Here is a 16170-nt window from a genome sequence, read left to right as displayed (position 1 = left end):
TGGGTTATTTCAATCTATTAGCTGTAATAAGTTGTCGCGCCTTTAATTGGGACATTTCTGTTTATTAAAAGCTGGCGTGGGCTGGGCATCTTGCCCGCCTTTTCAGTAGAATTTAGATTCAGAATACCTTAGCTATTTCTTGATTTCTCGCATTGGGTAAAGGACACCCTCTGGCAATTTGGGAGGAACCGGCGATATTTCAATACTTTGTATGTTGTGAACTGGGATAACTACCAGTTTATCTGCCAATTCGAGAATTACCGGGTCTGCTGTCAACATTTTGTGCAGGCGAGTGCCTAAAGTTGCTTGCTCTCCTACTGTTCCCTCTGGCGCAATGAACTGGAAGTGTTGCTGTTTGCCGTTGGTATAGTGGATTGTCAGATTGATAATTCCTTCTTGGTTGGTTGCTTGCATAATTTTTTTCCCTAACAGTCGATCGGGACTTGGCAAAATTAACAATAAATCAAAACTGGCGATCGCACCACGATTGGAAAGCTCGTTGGAAAGCTTTTGACAAGACCAGGCTGTCGGTACGAAAGTCCGGTTACTGCTAATTTTATCACAAAAACTGTACGGAAACTCGCCAACTTACCCAGTATACAATTGGCAGTCCGGCTGTCTTTGCTCCTTAATGCGCGAGATCCTTCGCCAGCAATATTGGGTCGATCGGGCTTTCTTGTATGCCAGTTGGCAAAGTGGCTCAATTTAGCCTGTGTAGCGACTTGACTCAAAGCGGTCTCAAGTCTTACAGCAGAGGCATTTGAGCGCTTTGGGTGTCAAGGTTTTTCGAGGTGGGAACTGTGGAGGTTGAGATAGCGGCATTCTGCTGTCACTGCCGTAGAGGATTTTTTTATAAATTAATAACATAACATTCAGGTACAGCTTATGAAATCCACACTTTGTTTTCCCGAAACTTCTCTTCACTCTAACACCGTTGCTGTTAATAATAATGCTAGTGACTCTTGTATCCTTGCAGCTTGGATTGACTTAGTAGGAGGAGATTTTGAGAGCTTGGGAGGAGATGATTGGCTTCCCTTGTGCGGCGACATTGATGACGGCGAAATTTACCGGGAATGGTTTTTGTGGCAAGACAGCGAAGTGACTCAAGAGTGGGAAGCTTACGATCCCATTACTAATTATCGAGTTGTGGCACCTAGCCGAGAAATGATGATTTCTCAAATCGACAAAATAGAAGATGCCCGAAAAATTTAGTTGAGCGGGAGAAGGTTAAATCTTGATTTTCAACTATCATAAAAATTCTGTTAACAAACCCGGTTTCTCCCAACCACATTAAAGAAACCGGGTTTTTCAGACCCCCACTCTAGGTGTGGGTTGAGTTTCACGGCCCGAACATAATAATTTATGTCGCTACTGCCTTTTGTTTTTCTCGTTCTAATTTGCGCTGCTTCAAGGCGGCCAGATTTTGTTTAATCGTGTCGATCGCAAATCCAGCCCCCTGCTGTTGGTATAATTCGCTGGCACGGATCAAATCTGCAACAGCCTCGTCATCCGATCGCAAATTTGCAAAAGCCAAGGCGCGATTGTGGTAAGCTTCTGCCAAAGTTGAAACTTGTTCTACAGCGCTGGTAAATTTATCTTTGGCTTTGCGGTACTTTCCAGACTGATAAGCCTCAATTCCTTGTTGAAAATAAACGGAAGCTTTACTGCCGCTGTCGGTATCGGGAAATTCTGGGTAAGTTAAAATTGGTTCTTTAAAGAGTACAGAAATGCTGCCCTTGCCGAAGTAAGCCCAAGTCATTGTTCCAAACCCAATCCCCAGCACCAGGGCAATAATGACAGACAGAGCAATAAAATTGGTGAGTTCCATAGAGCAATATTTGTTGTATTATAATATGATAAGTTAATTCCTAACTTCTGCACCAATGGCTGCGCGGATTTACCTTAACTGGAAATGGTTTTTCGGCTCGCTAGCTTTAGTATTGTCGATCGGCTTAATGATTGCAACTGCAAGTTCTGACGCAGCAACCAACGCGCAAACTCAAGCAGGGTGGCAATTGTTGCAGCGGGGTGAGACGGGGTTGGTGGTAGCAATGCGACACGCGATCGCCCCAGGTACGGGAGATCCTGCTAACTTTAAGTTGGGCGACTGTTCCAGCCAGCGCAATTTATCAGCACAGGGAAGAACCCAAGCCAAGCAAATTGGAGCAGAATTTCGCAACCGCAACATCAAAGTTGCCAGAGTTTTATCGAGTCAGTGGTGCCGATGTTTGGAAACAGCAAAATTGATAACTTTAGGCAAAGTCGAACCGTTCCCAGCACTGAATTCGTTCTTTAGGGACAGCAGCACAGAAGCCAGCCAAACAGCAGCAATTCGCAAATTAATTGTGGACAACCGCAATACAAAAGGCGCGATTATTATGGTAACTCATCAAGTAAATATTACCGCGATTACTGATCTTGTACCGCAAAGCGGCGAAGCTGTGATTCTCAAAAGCGATCGAGAAGGTAAAATTAAAATATTCGGACGAATTCGAGGATTTTAAGGAGGTAGAAATTTACAGCAGATTGCGGTTAAAGTTTCTAACAATCCTCTAAAATTTCTAGAAGATAGGAACATTCTTGCCGAACATCAGGTGCTTCATCCGACAAGAGACTCTCAATAATTTTTGGTTCCAGCAAACTCGAATATTGTTCGTCTAGCCTGCACAACTCAATAGCTGCAAGTACGCCCGCCATTCTTTCCTCAGACTCCGACGACATCATCCGGTTAATAGAAGCAAGCAATACATGGTTTGGTGGTGATAGAATCTCAACAAGGTTTCTCGCTGTCTGCCGTACAATCGAATGTCGATCTCCGAGACGTAAGAACATCCACTGCAATAAAATATTGTCACCCTGCGGGAATTCCTGATGCCTTAGATTTCCTAATGTTTCGAGGGCAATCGATCGCACATCCCACTCATCGTCAGCGAGGAGACAAGCCAGTATGGGAGCAACAACAGGATTATCTAAATCTCCTAATTTTGCCGCAGCATTATATCTGACATCATTGCGATCGGAAAGTGTTTCGGTAGCAGCAGCAGCCACAACATCAGGCCACTTGGACTCTAGACTGTCTCCCATCCAAAAATTATCGTCAATATAAACAGAATCTCCCATAAATTCGCCTTTGTAGTGAAGGTGAGAATGTACTACAGACGCATTGCCACTAACACGACTAAAATCTGTTGGCGGATAATCATCCGAAGAAAAACAGCCAATAAATTGCGTTTGATGCAAATTGGCAGCTTTAAATAAGGTACCATTCAGACGGCAACCAAAGAACTCTACCATTGATAAGTCGAGTCCTTCTAGACTGCAATTTCTTAAGTCACAGAAACTCAGAGTGTCCTTTGGCTTGATAGGAAGCTCATGCTTTGTATCCCGCCAGTTCCTGCCCTGATACGGTGTTTTGTAAGTGTTCTCTAGCTTAATAATATCCATTGATTATTTTCCTAACTGATCTCTCCAAGAGTTTGCCCATCGGGGAATCACCGGATCGTTGCCGTTGTGGTAGTCTTCAGCCCATTGTAGCGCCTCTTCCATTTTTTGAATTTCTCTAGTAATCTTTTCTTTAGGCTCATTAGGCTCAGACGGCAAATCTAGCAATCTTTTTTTAAAATATGAAATATATTGACGGCACTTTGTATGGTGGATAGTTCCTTTTTTGAGGGACATTGGCTGGTTTTCTACTCCACCTTCAAATTGTTCCTTCATCACCATAAAAGCACAAATTCCATCTCCGTACTCTGCCTCTTCCCGATAGAGATCGTTCATAACCTCTTGAGCATCATCTATCGCCATAGCAACCGCACGGGGAAATCTAGATTCTCGATTCTCAATCAACCTAGAATCTGGGGTTGTTGGAGTGACTCTGAGTCTTCTAAGATTCTGGTTCTCTTGATTTCCTTTTGGATTCATCTCACTTTGAGTAGTAAAGGGATTGCATGGCGAGCAATTGATTATACCAAGACTTGCACAGTCACTCCCTTTTAACTCCGAAGTTTTGATATCGCAGTGAATGTTGTATAATATTACCAATTCCCAATTCCCCCTTACCAATTTATATGAGTTTCCAATACAGCGCTGCCCTAGTGACTTTAGCAGACCTTGATAAGGAAGTTCTGGTTAAATTTTACACAAAATTTCTCGACATAGAACCAAACCCTTACATTCCCAATACTTATGCTGAATTTCAACTCCCCGGCTTAAGACTCGGCATATTCAAACCCAAAGATTCCCACAAATCGGAATTTGCCAATCGAGCAAAAACAGGCATGAGTCTGTGTTTGGAAGTCAGCAATCTCGAAACTGCGATCGCCCGAATTTGGGCTTTAGGATATCCGCCCGCAGGAGAAATTGTCAAAGCTTCTCACGGTCTAGAAATCTATGCCTTCGATCCTGCCGGGAACCGCATAATTTTACATCAACCCATGCGAATCTAGGATAATGGCTAATTATTGGTGAACTCTCCATCTTCTCTTCTCTTTCTACCCTACCCTTCGGGAACCCCTGCGGGGAACGGGAACGGCTTCGCCGAACGCGTCTTCGCGGTTCGTTCAAAAAAACATCTAGTTCACAACCCGCTGAGGATTGCTATATAACTTATGCAATTGCTTAACCGCCTTCGCAATGACATTGTAAAACCCGCCTCTACAAATCAAAACTGCCTTAACTATCTAATCAGTTCAGCAAAACTATAAAAACTGATAATTAATATTAATAACAACAAAGCAGTCAAGTGAGTTAGCTGAAATTGAGACCGCGGGTCGAGGGATTCCCGCACCAAAATTGAAAAAGACGAACCAATTATATAACTCAGAGACAGTGCTAAATATTGCCACTGCAATGTTACACTCCACAGCCCCAGCAACATCATCGCCAAAGTCAACATCACCAACTCAACAAAGCGAGGCGGATTGTGCTGAGTAGACAGAATCAAAGTGTCCAACCAATATTGCCAAGGTCTCATGTTTTAGCGATCGAGCTTTTGGATTTAGCCTTCTAGCTTAACCTACGATCGCCATTCTGTTTGTTGCTGCAAACACCTTAAAGCCTCCGCAGTCTCAACCTGCGGAAATTGCCCGTAAAAGCGACTGACACTGTAAAAAGGGTGAGGAGTCTCCAGAACGATCAACTTATCGGCCATCTGGGCCAAAAATCCCATTAAATCTGCCGGGGCGACAGGCGCGCAAATCCACAAAGCCAGCGGTTGCTGCGACTGCAAAGCCTTAGCCGCCACAGCCATTGTCATCCCCGTCGCAATGCCGTCATCTACCAAAATCGCCAAAGCCCCAGCCGCGTTGATATTTGGGCGTCCAGGAGACAAATCTGCCAGCAGAGATTGAGCATTATTTTGAGCCACGGGCAGGGCTGATTTTTGCAAGCGCCAATTCTGCAGCTTTTGCTTTTCCCAGAGGACGTGACCGTCAGCAGTTGCAGCCCCGATCGCCAATTCTAAATTATCTGGGCGAGTAATTTTCTTAGCGACAACCACATCCAAAGGACAGCCCAAGCGACGCGCTATCGGCACAGCAACGGGCAAACCCCCGCGTGGCAAGGCGTAAACAATCGGTTTCACCGCCTGCTGTGTCATTAAACTCAACTTGCCGAACTCGTCCACAACTGCCTCGGCCAGTTTTTCGCCTGCATCGGCGCGATCGTCAAAAAACGGGTTAGAGAACATATTTTTGCCTGTACGAGCTCAACCAAACAATTGGAGATTGTGCCAGTGTTAATTAGGGATTGTGCAATCGACAGCATCGCACACAAGCTTCTAGCCAATCTCAAATCACCAAACCCGATCTAAACTATAAACTCTAGACTCCAAAATATCTCCCTAATTGTAAAATTTATGTCCAGCGACTTGCAACTCAGCCTTTTTGACAACAATCAAAGTGCCACTTTCCAAACAGACTCAATACCAGCAAATGCCAAAATTCCCATTCCTCCGGGCACTTATCAAAATATGGAACAAATCGGCGAGCACTGCAACCGCTGCTACCGCTGCGAATTGGGCAACAGCCGCACTCACGCCGTCATCGGGCGCGGCAATCCTCAAGCCTCAATTTTGATTGTGGGAGAAGCGCCCGGACAAAACGAAGACGAAACCGGATTGCCCTTCGTCGGGCGATCGGGCAAACTGTTAGATAAGATTTTAGAATCCGTGGGATTGAGTGCAGAAACCGACGTATTCATTGCCAACGTCATCAAATGTCGCCCTCCCAACAACCGCCCTCCGACAGCCAAAGAAATCGAAGCTTGCAAACCTTACTTGCTCGAACAAATCCGCATCTTAGACCCCAAAATTATTTTATTAACTGGTGCAACAGCCCTGAAAGGTTTGCTAAGCGACAAGCGGCCCATTAGTAAAATTAGAGGTCAATGGATTGAATGGGAAAATCGTTTGTGTATGCCAATTTTTCACCCGTCGTACTTGCTGCGAAATCCCTCCCGCGAACCGGAAACTCCGAAATGGTTTATGTGGCAAGATATGCAGGCTATCAAGGCTAAATTGGATGAATTCAAAGAGCAATTATAATCAATTTTTCTTGTGGATTTGTAGGCAGGTTTGAGGCACAATCTCGGATTTTTACCCACAATCTTAAAACCCGCCCCCACCCACCGAAAAATTATAATTAATTTTCATGTGTAATTTGTAGGGGGCTGGTTTCACCAACAATCTCTGATTTTTACCTGCCATCTACAAAGCCAGTTCCCGCTTTCCATTCATAAATTTACGCCCCGTAGTAAAAATCCGAATTATGGTTGTCTCTAGTATTTTTAGTGAAACTCCTATCAATAGACAAGAAATTCCTCAACAACTATTAGACATTGAAGATAAACAACGTACTAATCCACTTCCTTGGAAAGGGCAATTCTCCCCCCAGTTCGTCGAAACTTTAATTGACAAATATGCCAATAAAAATACTGTGATTTTTGATCCATTTTTAGGTAGTGGAACAGTTTTATATGAGGCAGGAAGATTCGGACTGGAAGCCTGCGGAACCGAAATCAATCCAGCCGCTTTAATCCTAGCTAACACTTATAAATTCATCACTCTTTCACCAATAAAGCGTGAAAAATGTATCAATTCTTTTCTCACTAAACTAAAAACAGAGATATGGGAGAGAATGCCACTCTTCCAAACAATACAAAAAGAAATTACACCCAATGATTTAATAGATAAAATTGTAGAGGTAGCCGTTGATGATGAAGAAAAATTCCTTAATATTCTACATGAAGTATTAGTGATATTGCTAGACTTAGAAAACAAAAAACTTACCAAATCAAGAGTTTTTACACTGGCGGAAAATATCGCTACTTTTGTCCTTAAACTACCCTATAGTAAAAAGCCGATAAATGCCTACAATGCCGATGCAAGAAACGTTCCCTTACAAAACTCCAGCGTCAATCTTGTGATTACCTCCCCCCCTTATATCAATGTATTTAACTATCATCAGCAGTATCGCGGTTCTACTGAAGCACTAAACTGGAAAATTTTAGAGGTGGCAAAATCCGAGTTTGGTTCTAATCGCAAGCATAGAAGTAATAGATTTCTAACTGTCATTCAATATTGCTTAGACATCGCCTATACTTTGCAAGAATTGTTAAGAGTATGCAGCCCTAATAGTAGAATAATATTTGTAGTAGGTAAAGAATCAAATATTAGAGGAACGCCGTTTTTAAACGGGGAGTTAGTTGCCGAAGTTGCTCGTCAAGTATTGGGAATTAGCTTAGATATCCGTCAAGAAAGAAGTTTTGTAAATCGTTATGGAAAAACTATCAAAGAAGATATACTACACTTTACAAAAAGAGAAGACTTACAGTATTATTTTGACATACATCAAGCCAGAACTCTTTCTGTAGAAGCTTTAATATCTGCTTATTCCGTAGCGAATGAACAAGTAAAATATGAAATCAAGGATGCTATCGATAAGGCAGCCACAGTACAGCCCTCACCTTATTTCGATCGGCAGCGTTCACGAAAAACCATTGAAATACTCAACCAAAAAGAAGAAAATTATGTTTAATTTAGCTCAACCACATGGGGACAAACTAGCAGCATTACTTGATAACGTGAAATTACCTCCTACAGATAAACGGCGTGTTAATCAAGCAATCGAATACTACAAAAAATGGTTGGAAACGCTTAAAAACATCAGGGGGGATGATCTGAAAGTTGTTCCAGAGATGGTATCCCATCTAACCTCCTATAAGCGATACATTGACGTTGAACTAATTTTTGACAGTGACAATGATTTTTTGTACCGTCAAAAAGGGCAATTAAAACTTGACAACTCAATTATTGAAGAATTTATACCTATCTTAGTTACAACCGTCTTTGCAGATTCATTAAAGGACAAAGAATTATCCTTTGGCCCAACACAGTGTTTTTCATCCCTACGATTTGAGTCAAGTTTAAAACTCAGTCCAAAAGGCGGTGGGATGAGTATTCGAGCCAAGGATCAAGATTTTGCGATTAGTAGAAAAATATTTCTCAAAGCCTCTCATAACCAAGATTTTAAGGAGGCTACCTCCCGCGAGGCAAATATTGCTTATGTTGCGGCTGAGTGTAAAACAAATCTTGATAAAACCATGTTTCAAGAGGGCGCAGCAACTGCCCTGGATGTAAAATTGAGTGTACCAGGAGCCAAGTATTTCTTGCTATGTGAGTGGCTTGATATGTCGCCGATTAGCTCATCACTCACAGCTATTGATGAAATACTAATTTTGAGAAAAGCAAAACGCTTATCGTCTAATATAAGAAGTGCTTTTAGTACGGTAGAGGGAAGAAATAAAAATAAAGATTATTTTGTCAACCATCTCGATAACAACCCCTTTGCACCGGAAGTTTTTATGAGATTTTTAGGTGAGATTGAAGTGATGATTGGTAAAGATGAACTAGACGAAGATGACGTGCTGTCTAGAGGATATTTTTAAGTGTAAAAAAAATCCTCGGAACCCGCGAAAGTTACGGCTTTGCCTGACAATCTCGCAACCACAAACGAATCGCCTCAGCAATTTCGCTTTTCTCCCCCTCTGGCCGCAACAACGGACGAACATCCGCCGCAGTACCAAACCTAGAAACAATTTTTACTAATTCCCATCCGTTCTCGGTTTTAGTTAAAAACAGCCAATGATATTGCTGAATTTCTACTCGTTTTCCCCCGCGATACTGCCGTTCCAAAGTAGTAATGAAAACTTGACTAGCATTTTCAGGAAGCGCATCTTCAAAATTTAAAGGTAACGGTTCAAACTCCGGGCGACCGGCTAAAATTATTTGCGGCAGCGCGTAACCGGGCGGTGTGTTAGTGTTAGGAGAAAAGTGCGATCGCACAATTACGCGATTAGCATAACTCGGCAAATCTTGCAACAGGCGATCGACCAAAGTTTCTAAATCAGCCGGACAGGGCGATCTGGCCCACAAACCATGCCCATTTGCATTTACATTAACATCATCGATTGCCAAATTAACCGCCATAGTTGGAGTCCCAACCACCCACACAATCGCAACCAAAATACTACTTACTGGAAATACATTCAACCTCAGAAAGACTCCTCATCGATCTTAGTCCGCCAATTGTCAAAGCAATGCTCATCTGCTACAATCCCCTATATCTAAACACCATAACACAGCAATATGCAGCGGAGAAAAGCCCTCAGATCCCCCCTCCCTCAAAGAATATGCCTGGAAAAATTCTCAAGCTATACCCCCAATTACAGCAGCCCACAATTTTTATCAGCTTTTAGATAAAATCAAAACTAGACCCGCCCTTTATCCTGCCTGGCAAGCGGTTTGGCGGTGGGCGTGGTTGCAGTTTGGCTATGGGCAGTATATACTAACAGTGAGCGCTTGCTTTGATTTGTTATTCAATAGGAGAGCGGATATGAATTTTTTCTATTGGATAATGGGTAATATCAAATGGGATTTTTTTGTTTTTTGTTGCGTTATTAATGTTGGCTAGTGGGATGTACTTGTCTCCTTCTTTTGGTTGGTTTGGGTGTTTGTTTGTTTTGTTTTTGTTGTGGTGTTGGCTGTCGATTGGTGATGGATGAAAAACATCTGATAGAGGTTTAAGATTTTTATTATAGTTGTGAACCCGACTTTTTCCACGAAACCAGGCCATTTCTACATTTCCGATACCTGGCACTGACCAGAATGAGCTAAAATGTTGCCAATTGATGCTAAGGTTTGTACTAAATGAAATCATGGAAGTCCAACCGAGAGAAATTCAAACCTATGAAACTTTAGAGGGAAAAATACCTTTTGAAGAGTGGCTTGATTCTTTGCGCGATCGCCAAGGAAAAGCTAAAATAAAAGGTAGACTTCAGCGAGTTGCTCTTGGTAATTTAGGAGACTGTAAATCAGTAGGAGAGGGTGTTTCTGAGTTAAAAATTGACTGCGGCCCAGGCTACCGGGTTTATTTTGGAGAAAGAGACTCAACTATTGTACTGCTTCTCTGCGGTGGAGATAAAAGTACCCAAGATCGAGATATTCGCAAGGCCAAAGAATACTGGATAGAATTCAGGAGTAGAAACAATGCCTAAAACCCACAGTTATCATGACTATCTGATTAAATCCCTCCAAGAAATTGAAGAAGCTGCTGCTTATATTCAAGCAATTTTAGAAGAAAAAGAACCGGAATCTGAACTGTTACTGACGGTTCTCAAAGACGTAGTTAAAGCTCAAGATAAACTCTCTATCATGACTGAAGACGAACAACAGAATTGGGAGAAACTTGAGGAATTGTTGAAAGCATCAGGGGGAGAAGAGATTTACCGATTTATGGGTTTGCTGAAGGCTTTAGGATTAAAGACAGATATTGCAGTTAGTCAATGTAAGACTCCAGACGCATCAATGCTAGAATCCCCATCTCGCGTCGAGACTTGTAAATTGTAACGTCTTACCAAATTACTCAAGAGTAGAAACTAGCTATTTTTTTATCTGCTGTAATAATAGCAGCTTAATTTCTTTTCGCCAACCGCAGATATCAGCAGATAAACACAGATGAACGCAGATAAAATTCCCTTGGCGTTCATCGGCGTTTATCGGCGGTTAAAACTGAGAGGTTGCACCATTCTCAATAAGCCTTTTATGAACAGGCTTTCCGGCCTGTTCCACAAAGAGTGAATTTTCTTGTGGAACAGGCCGGAAAGCCTGTTAAGCGAGAATGGTGCAAGATGTGAGTTAAAAACAACATTCCTCTTGTTATCCCAACTCTTCACAAATACGCGCAAAAGCCGCCACCGGATCATCCGAAGCAGTAATCGGCCGCCCAATCACCAGATAATCCGCACCAGCTTTCAAAGCGGCCTTTGGAGTCATCGATCGCTTTTGATCGCCTCCATCGGCCCATTTCGGACGCACACCGGGACAAACTAATAGAAAATCATCCCCGCAACTCATTCTTAACTGTTCCACCTCTTGCGGAGAACAAACAGCACCAGCTAAACCCGTTTCCTTAGCCAACAATGCCATGTGCAAAGCATATTCCGGCAACTCCAAAGGTATTTTCAACTCAAAAGCCAACTGTCGCGAATTCAAACTCGTTAATAGAGTAATTGCAATCAACTTAGGACTCGGTTTATCCACAGCCGCCGCCCCTTCAGTCACAGCCAACTGTGCCGCTTTCAAAGCATCTTTACCACAAGTAGAATGGATAGTCAATAAATCCACATTGTACTTAGCAGCAGCCCGACAAGCACCAGCCACAGTATTCGGGATATCGTGAAACTTCAAATCGAGAAAAATCCGCTTTTCCCGCTGTTTTAAAATTTCCAAAATCCCCGGCCCGGAACTCACAAACAGTTCCAAACCCACTTTCCAGAAAGATACTTGCGGCAGTTTGTCCAGAAGTGCGATCGCCTCTTCTTGACTCGAAACATCCAAAGCAACAATAATTCGATTATCAGCGTTCATCAGCGTTCATCTTCAGTATTCATCTGCGGTTAAAAAAATAGATTAGTCATGGCAATAATTGCCTGTTTTGAACAGGCAAGATGCCTGTTCCACAATAATTATTGGAGATGTCTATTCAAGACACCAATCGAACAAACTTATTTTTCCCGACTTGCAAAACCTTACCTTCCAATTCAGCAGGTGATTCAAAGGTGAGGTTAACATCAGAAACTTTATCGCCCTCCAACTTCACCCCACCGCCCTGCATCAACTTCCGCGCATCACCGCTGCTTTTACAAAGCCCGCTAGCACTGAGAATATAAAACAACTTAGCCGGAAACTGCACACTTGCCAAAGAAAACTCCGCCACAGCATCAGCTTGTCCCGCAGCCCCTTTAACCAGCGCAATTGCATCTTGTTGTGCGCGTTCCGCCACTTCCTTCCCACGATATTGGCGCACCACATCCAAAGCCAAAAGTTTCTGTTTGTCTCGCGGATTTTCTGGCAATTCATCAAGCGGCAAATCTGTCAATAGTTCAAAATACTGGGCGATCGAACTATCAGCAATTTTCTCCAACTTAGAATACATCGTCAGCGGGTCTTCCGACAAACCCACATAATTGTTCAAAGACTTCGACATCTTCTGCACCCCGTCAGTCCCGATCAAAATCGGCATCAGCAAACCAAACTGCGGTTTCATCCCAAAATGCCGCTGCAAATCTCTCCCCACCGCAATATTAAACTTTTGGTCAGTTCCCCCCAACTCAACATCAGCTTCCAAAGCCACCGAATCGTAACCCTGCATTAGTGGGTACAGAAACTCGTGCAGATAAATCGCATTCTCCTGCTGCATCCTGTTGTCAAATCCCTCTTTAGCGAGCATCTGCTGCACCGTCATCGTCTTCAGCAGTTCCAAAATCTTCGCCAAGTCCAATTTTGACAACCACTCGGAGTTATAGCGAATTTCCAAACGTCCGGGCGTGTCAAAATCTAGAATCGGACGCACTTGGTCTAAATAAGTCTTGGCATTTTCCGCGACTTGTTCGGCAGTCAACTGGCTTCGCATCTCGGACTTTCCTGTCGGATCGCCAATTCTTGCGGTAAAATCTCCGATGACCAGTACCGCTGTGTGACCAGCATCCTGAAAAGCCCGCAGCTTGCGGAAGCAAATGCTGTGTCCCAAGTGAATGTCCGCCCCTGTGGCGTCGATTCCCAGTTTGACTCGCAAGGGTCGATCGACTGTTGCCAGCAGTTGGGCTAAATTTTCGTCAGGGTTGCTAGAATCAGGTCGATCTGGAAAAATCTCGCTGACGCCGCGGTAAAGCGCTGAAAGGTTAGGAGTTATCATCGGGGAGCGATCGTCCATCATATTATTTTGCCAAAGTGCAGCAGAATTAGTTACACTCACTGGTTGACGCATAAAAACATAACTATCAAGCTACTATAATCCCAAAGCTGACCGGCTTTCATTAGCTGACCCCGCCCAAAAACGGATACCAGCCCCCGACAACAGTCGTGGAGATCCCCAAATTTTAGACTCTTGTTCAAACTCCCAGATTCATCTGTGGAATAAATCTAAAATCTAAAATCTCAAATCTAAAATCGACTGACAGTCTCTAGGGTTCGCATCTAAAATTAAAAGTCTTAAACCCCAAATCGAGTGAGGAAGTGAAATCCACGTGTCAACCAACGCAGTCCGCAATAACACGGAAAACTCAGCCCCCGTATTCGAGTTTGTTCAGTCAGTCAGTAAAGTGACCGCCGGAACCATACTCAGCATGACAATGCTTGCCAGTTCCGTAGTCGCTGGTGGACTGGTTGGCTTAGCGATCAGCTTCCGCAATTTGCCAGATGTTCGGATCTTGCAAACCTACTCTCCCACAGAAACTACCCACATTTACGACATCAACGGCAAGCCCCTAGCCAGCATCCACGATGAAGCCAACCGGGATGTCGTACCCCTTGACCAAATCTCCCCGAACCTGAAACGAGCTGTTCTGGCGATCGAAGATAGCAACTTTTTCACCCACAAAGGTATCAACCCCGGCGGGATAGCCCGAGCTCTCATAGTCAACCTAGAGAAAGGTAGAACCGTTGAAGGCGGCTCGACTATGACTATGCAGCTAGTCAAGAACCTGTTTCTATCTCCCCAGTCAAAATTTAGTCGCAAAGTAGCTGAAGCGGTAATGTCTATCCGCTTGGAGCAAATTCTCAACAAAGACCAAATTCTGCAACTATACCTGAATCAAATCTACTTAGGTCACAACTTGTACGGCGTAGAGACAGCCTCTCGAAGCTATTTCAACAAATCAGCAAGTAATTTGACTCTTGCAGAAGCAGCGATGCTGGCCGGCTTAATTTCTGCCCCCGAAGAATACAGTCCTTTCGTCAATTACAAGTTGGCAAAAGAGCGGCAAACCCTCGTTTTAAACCGCATGAAGGATCTTAAATGGATTACGCCGGCCCAAGAGACTGCTGCCCGCAAGGAAAAAATTAAGCTAGGCAAAATTACCTCTTTTGGGGGCTCTCAAGTTCCTTACGTAACACAAGCCGTAGTCCAGGAACTGACGAGGCGTTTCGGGCGAGATGCCGTGGTTAAGGGAGGAATGCGCGTTCAAACCACGATCGACCTCAAAATGCAGCGCATAGCCGAAGAAACCGTCAAAGCGTGGCACAATCGGCTTTACTACCAAGGGCTGTTTTACGATCGCGAGGAAGGTCAAATTGCCCTAGCCGCGGTAGATCCCCGCACCCACTTCGTCAAAGCAATGGTTGGCGGCGTCGATTACGAAAAGAGTCAGTTCAACCGCGCCATTCAAGCACGTCGCCAGCCCGGATCTTCTTTTAAACCTTTTATCTACTACGCTGCCTTTGCTAGTGGCAAATACAGCCCCGATTCAGTTGTCTACGACTCCCCTGTCGGCTACCGCGACGGCGACGGCTACTACTACCCTCAAAACTACGGCGGCGGCTTCTCCGGTGCCGTCAGCATCCGCAGAGCTTTGGAAGTATCTCTCAACATTCCCGCCGTCAAGCTTGGCCAAGAAGTCGGATTGAATAAAGTGATTGAGATTTGCCGCGTACTCGGCATCAGAAGTCCGATGGAACCGGTGATTTCTTTGCCATTGGGTGCCGTTGACTTGACTCCTTTAGAAATGGCCGGAGCTTTTGCTACCTTCGCCAACAACGGCTGGCATTCTGACACCACGTTTATCGTGCAAGTTACTGACAGCAGCGGCAACGTCTTGCTCGACAATACGCCCAAACCCAAATTAGTTCTCAATTCATGGGCTGCGGCATCTGTCAACAGCGCCCTGCAAGGGGTAATTACCAGCGGAACTGCAAGGGCGGCCCAACTTGGGCGGCCGGCTGCTGGGAAAACTGGTACAACTTCCTCAGAACGGGATATCTGGTTTGTGGGTTACGTGCCGCAGTTGTCGGTGGCTGTTTGGATGGGCAACGACAATTATAGACCGATGAGCTACGGTGCTACTGGTGGTACTATTGTCGCCCCTGTTTGGCGTGATTTTATGAGCCAAGCTTTGGAGGGAGTTCCCGCAGAAAATTTCAAACCTGCTTCAGCTTTTGAGCGGCCTTAATTATCGGTCATTAGTCATTAGTCATTGGGCATGAGGCATGGGGCATCGGGCATCGGGCATCGGGAATACTTTCTTTTTCTTCCTTCCTTCTTCCTTCTTCCTTCTTCCTGACATCCGTTACATCCGTTACATAATCCGTTGCCGAACTTCCTTCTTCCTTGTGCTCACTAGGATTGTTTTTCCAGCTCAGATTTCATCCGCTCCAGCGTTGAGTTCATTTGCTCAAACATCTGCTGGGGCGTGATGCCAAATTGATTGAGCTGTGTTTTTAACTGCTCTACAGTCATCTGAGCCATGAAGTCCTCAGACAGCTCGAAGCGCTTCATAAAAATACGGTAGCGCTCCATCATTGATTCCATCTGAGCGATGAACATTTTCTTGCCTTCGCGATCGAATTTCCCGTAATTGCCACCTAGTTTGATGAGAGATTGATAGTCTTCAAACAACAGTTTGGCTTCTTGCTGAACAATTTCTGAATCAAAAAATCCCATAGCTTTCCTAATTTTTTAATATTCTACTAATTTTGATCTAAGCGAGAAATCCCGCTGCTTTTTCTACTATTTTATCAGTTGCCGGAGGAAGTCCCTACCCCTCAAGGTACAAGAATAAGTAGAAATTTCCGTACAGCATAAGGCATGGGCATTGGGCATCGGGCATTGAGCATTGGGC

21 protein-coding genes are annotated in these 16170 nt (G+C 44.1%); 10 read left to right on the top strand and 11 right to left on the bottom strand.

Features of this window, described 5'->3' with window-relative positions; genetic code table 11:
* Positions 1 to 132: 132 nt before the first annotated feature.
* A complete protein-coding gene (locus QUA00_RS06480; RefSeq protein WP_190740781.1) occupies positions 133 to 414 on the bottom strand; it encodes a hypothetical protein in 282 nt (93 codons plus the stop codon).
* A gap of 471 nt (positions 415 to 885) precedes the next feature.
* On the opposite strand from QUA00_RS06480, the gene QUA00_RS06475 reads away from it, so the two are divergent.
* Complete coding sequence (locus QUA00_RS06475) at positions 886 to 1212, top strand: hypothetical protein (RefSeq protein ID WP_333142393.1); 327 nt, start codon at positions 886 to 888, stop codon at positions 1210 to 1212.
* 148 nt (positions 1213 to 1360) lie between these two features.
* Here QUA00_RS06475 and QUA00_RS06470 read toward each other — a convergent pair whose 3' ends face one another.
* The gene (locus QUA00_RS06470; RefSeq protein ID WP_333142392.1) at positions 1361 to 1828 is read right to left on the bottom strand and encodes a hypothetical protein; all 468 of its coding nucleotides are present in this window, start codon (positions 1826 to 1828) and stop codon (positions 1361 to 1363) included.
* A gap of 55 nt (positions 1829 to 1883) precedes the next feature.
* Between QUA00_RS06470 and QUA00_RS06465 the strand changes: the two genes are divergently transcribed.
* On the top strand, positions 1884 to 2504 hold the full coding sequence (locus QUA00_RS06465) for a histidine phosphatase family protein (RefSeq protein ID WP_333142391.1): 621 nt from the start codon (positions 1884 to 1886) through the stop codon (positions 2502 to 2504).
* Positions 2505 to 2541: 37 nt separating this feature from the next.
* Here the strand turns inward: QUA00_RS06465 and QUA00_RS06460 are convergent, their stop codons facing one another.
* Both QUA00_RS06460 and QUA00_RS06455 read right to left on the bottom strand, forming a co-directional pair.
* Positions 2542 to 3444: a HEAT repeat domain-containing protein gene (locus QUA00_RS06460; RefSeq protein ID WP_333409130.1), complete on the bottom strand. Its 903-nt coding sequence runs from the start codon at positions 3442 to 3444 to the stop codon at positions 2542 to 2544.
* Positions 3445 to 3447: 3 nt separating this feature from the next.
* The gene (locus tag QUA00_RS06455; RefSeq protein ID WP_333409128.1) at positions 3448 to 3921 is read right to left on the bottom strand and encodes a hypothetical protein; all 474 of its coding nucleotides are present in this window, start codon (positions 3919 to 3921) and stop codon (positions 3448 to 3450) included.
* Positions 3922 to 4067: 146 nt separating this feature from the next.
* On the opposite strand from QUA00_RS06455, the gene QUA00_RS06450 reads away from it, so the two are divergent.
* On the top strand, positions 4068 to 4445 hold the full coding sequence (locus QUA00_RS06450) for a VOC family protein (RefSeq protein ID WP_333409126.1): 378 nt from the start codon (positions 4068 to 4070) through the stop codon (positions 4443 to 4445).
* A gap of 230 nt (positions 4446 to 4675) precedes the next feature.
* Here the strand turns inward: QUA00_RS06450 and QUA00_RS06445 are convergent, their stop codons facing one another.
* Positions 4676 to 4972 carry a hypothetical protein gene (locus tag QUA00_RS06445; protein WP_333142386.1) on the bottom strand — a complete coding sequence of 99 codons (297 nt, stop codon included), beginning with the start codon at positions 4970 to 4972 and terminating at the stop codon, positions 4676 to 4678.
* A 42-nt stretch (positions 4973 to 5014) separates the two neighbouring features.
* Positions 5015 to 5686, bottom strand: coding sequence for a phosphoribosyltransferase family protein (locus QUA00_RS06440; RefSeq protein WP_333309057.1), 672 nt, complete (start codon positions 5684 to 5686; stop codon positions 5015 to 5017).
* Positions 5687 to 5854: 168 nt separating this feature from the next.
* Between QUA00_RS06440 and QUA00_RS06435 the strand changes: the two genes are divergently transcribed.
* The 3 genes from QUA00_RS06435 to QUA00_RS06425 all read left to right on the top strand — a co-directional run bounded on the left by QUA00_RS06435 (position 5855) and on the right by QUA00_RS06425 (position 8943).
* Complete coding sequence (locus QUA00_RS06435) at positions 5855 to 6541, top strand: uracil-DNA glycosylase (RefSeq protein WP_333142384.1); 687 nt, start codon at positions 5855 to 5857, stop codon at positions 6539 to 6541.
* Positions 6542 to 6764: 223 nt separating this feature from the next.
* Positions 6765 to 8033 (top strand): DNA methyltransferase, encoded by a 1269-nt coding sequence (locus QUA00_RS06430; RefSeq protein WP_333142383.1) that lies wholly within the window; start codon positions 6765 to 6767, stop codon positions 8031 to 8033.
* Entirely contained in the window at positions 8026 to 8943 is a 918-nt protein-coding gene (locus QUA00_RS06425) for a Bpu10I family restriction endonuclease (protein ID WP_333409123.1), read from the top strand. The genes QUA00_RS06430 and QUA00_RS06425 overlap by 8 nt, the downstream gene beginning before the upstream one ends.
* Positions 8944 to 8974: 31 nt before the next feature.
* Here QUA00_RS06425 and QUA00_RS06420 read toward each other — a convergent pair whose 3' ends face one another.
* Both QUA00_RS06420 and QUA00_RS06415 read right to left on the bottom strand, forming a co-directional pair.
* Positions 8975 to 9547 (bottom strand): hypothetical protein, encoded by a 573-nt coding sequence (locus QUA00_RS06420; RefSeq protein ID WP_333409122.1) that lies wholly within the window; start codon positions 9545 to 9547, stop codon positions 8975 to 8977.
* Between the two features lie 322 nt (positions 9548 to 9869).
* Positions 9870 to 10214 (bottom strand): hypothetical protein, encoded by a 345-nt coding sequence (locus QUA00_RS06415; RefSeq protein ID WP_333409120.1) that lies wholly within the window; start codon positions 10212 to 10214, stop codon positions 9870 to 9872.
* On the opposite strand from QUA00_RS06415, the gene QUA00_RS06410 reads away from it, so the two are divergent.
* The 3 genes from QUA00_RS06410 to QUA00_RS06400 all read left to right on the top strand — a co-directional run bounded on the left by QUA00_RS06410 (position 10213) and on the right by QUA00_RS06400 (position 11134).
* Entirely contained in the window at positions 10213 to 10551 is a 339-nt protein-coding gene (locus QUA00_RS06410) for a type II toxin-antitoxin system RelE/ParE family toxin (protein ID WP_333409118.1), read from the top strand. The genes QUA00_RS06415 and QUA00_RS06410 overlap by 2 nt on opposite strands.
* Entirely contained in the window at positions 10544 to 10903 is a 360-nt protein-coding gene (locus QUA00_RS06405; RefSeq protein WP_333105862.1) for a transcriptional regulator, read from the top strand. The genes QUA00_RS06410 and QUA00_RS06405 overlap by 8 nt, the downstream gene beginning before the upstream one ends.
* 108 nt (positions 10904 to 11011) lie before the next feature.
* Positions 11012 to 11134, top strand: a complete 123-nt coding sequence (locus QUA00_RS06400; protein ID WP_333146538.1) for a hypothetical protein — start codon at positions 11012 to 11014, stop codon at positions 11132 to 11134.
* 78 nt (positions 11135 to 11212) lie between these two features.
* On the opposite strand, the gene pyrF is transcribed toward QUA00_RS06400, so the two are convergent.
* Both pyrF and tyrS read right to left on the bottom strand, forming a co-directional pair.
* Positions 11213 to 11923, bottom strand: coding sequence for an orotidine-5'-phosphate decarboxylase (gene pyrF, locus QUA00_RS06395; RefSeq protein ID WP_333409116.1), 711 nt, complete (start codon positions 11921 to 11923; stop codon positions 11213 to 11215).
* 115 nt (positions 11924 to 12038) lie between these two features.
* The gene (tyrS, locus tag QUA00_RS06390; RefSeq protein ID WP_333409143.1) at positions 12039 to 13271 is read right to left on the bottom strand and encodes a tyrosine--tRNA ligase; all 1233 of its coding nucleotides are present in this window, start codon (positions 13269 to 13271) and stop codon (positions 12039 to 12041) included.
* A gap of 310 nt (positions 13272 to 13581) precedes the next feature.
* Between tyrS and QUA00_RS06385 the strand changes: the two genes are divergently transcribed.
* A complete protein-coding gene (locus tag QUA00_RS06385; RefSeq protein WP_333409115.1) occupies positions 13582 to 15501 on the top strand; it encodes a penicillin-binding protein 1A in 1920 nt (639 codons plus the stop codon).
* A 167-nt stretch (positions 15502 to 15668) separates the two neighbouring features.
* Here QUA00_RS06385 and QUA00_RS06380 read toward each other — a convergent pair whose 3' ends face one another.
* Positions 15669 to 15992, bottom strand: a complete 324-nt coding sequence (locus tag QUA00_RS06380) for a DUF1825 family protein (RefSeq protein ID WP_006632589.1) — start codon at positions 15990 to 15992, stop codon at positions 15669 to 15671.
* Positions 15993 to 16170 lie beyond the last annotated feature (178 nt).

The sequence above is a fragment of the Microcoleus sp. T2B6 genome (assembly GCF_036700475.1).
Classification (GTDB): Bacteria; Cyanobacteriota; Cyanobacteriia; order Cyanobacteriales; family Microcoleaceae; genus Microcoleus.
The sequence above is the reverse complement of the archived record's forward strand: the minus strand, read 5'-3'. Positions and strand labels throughout refer to the sequence as shown.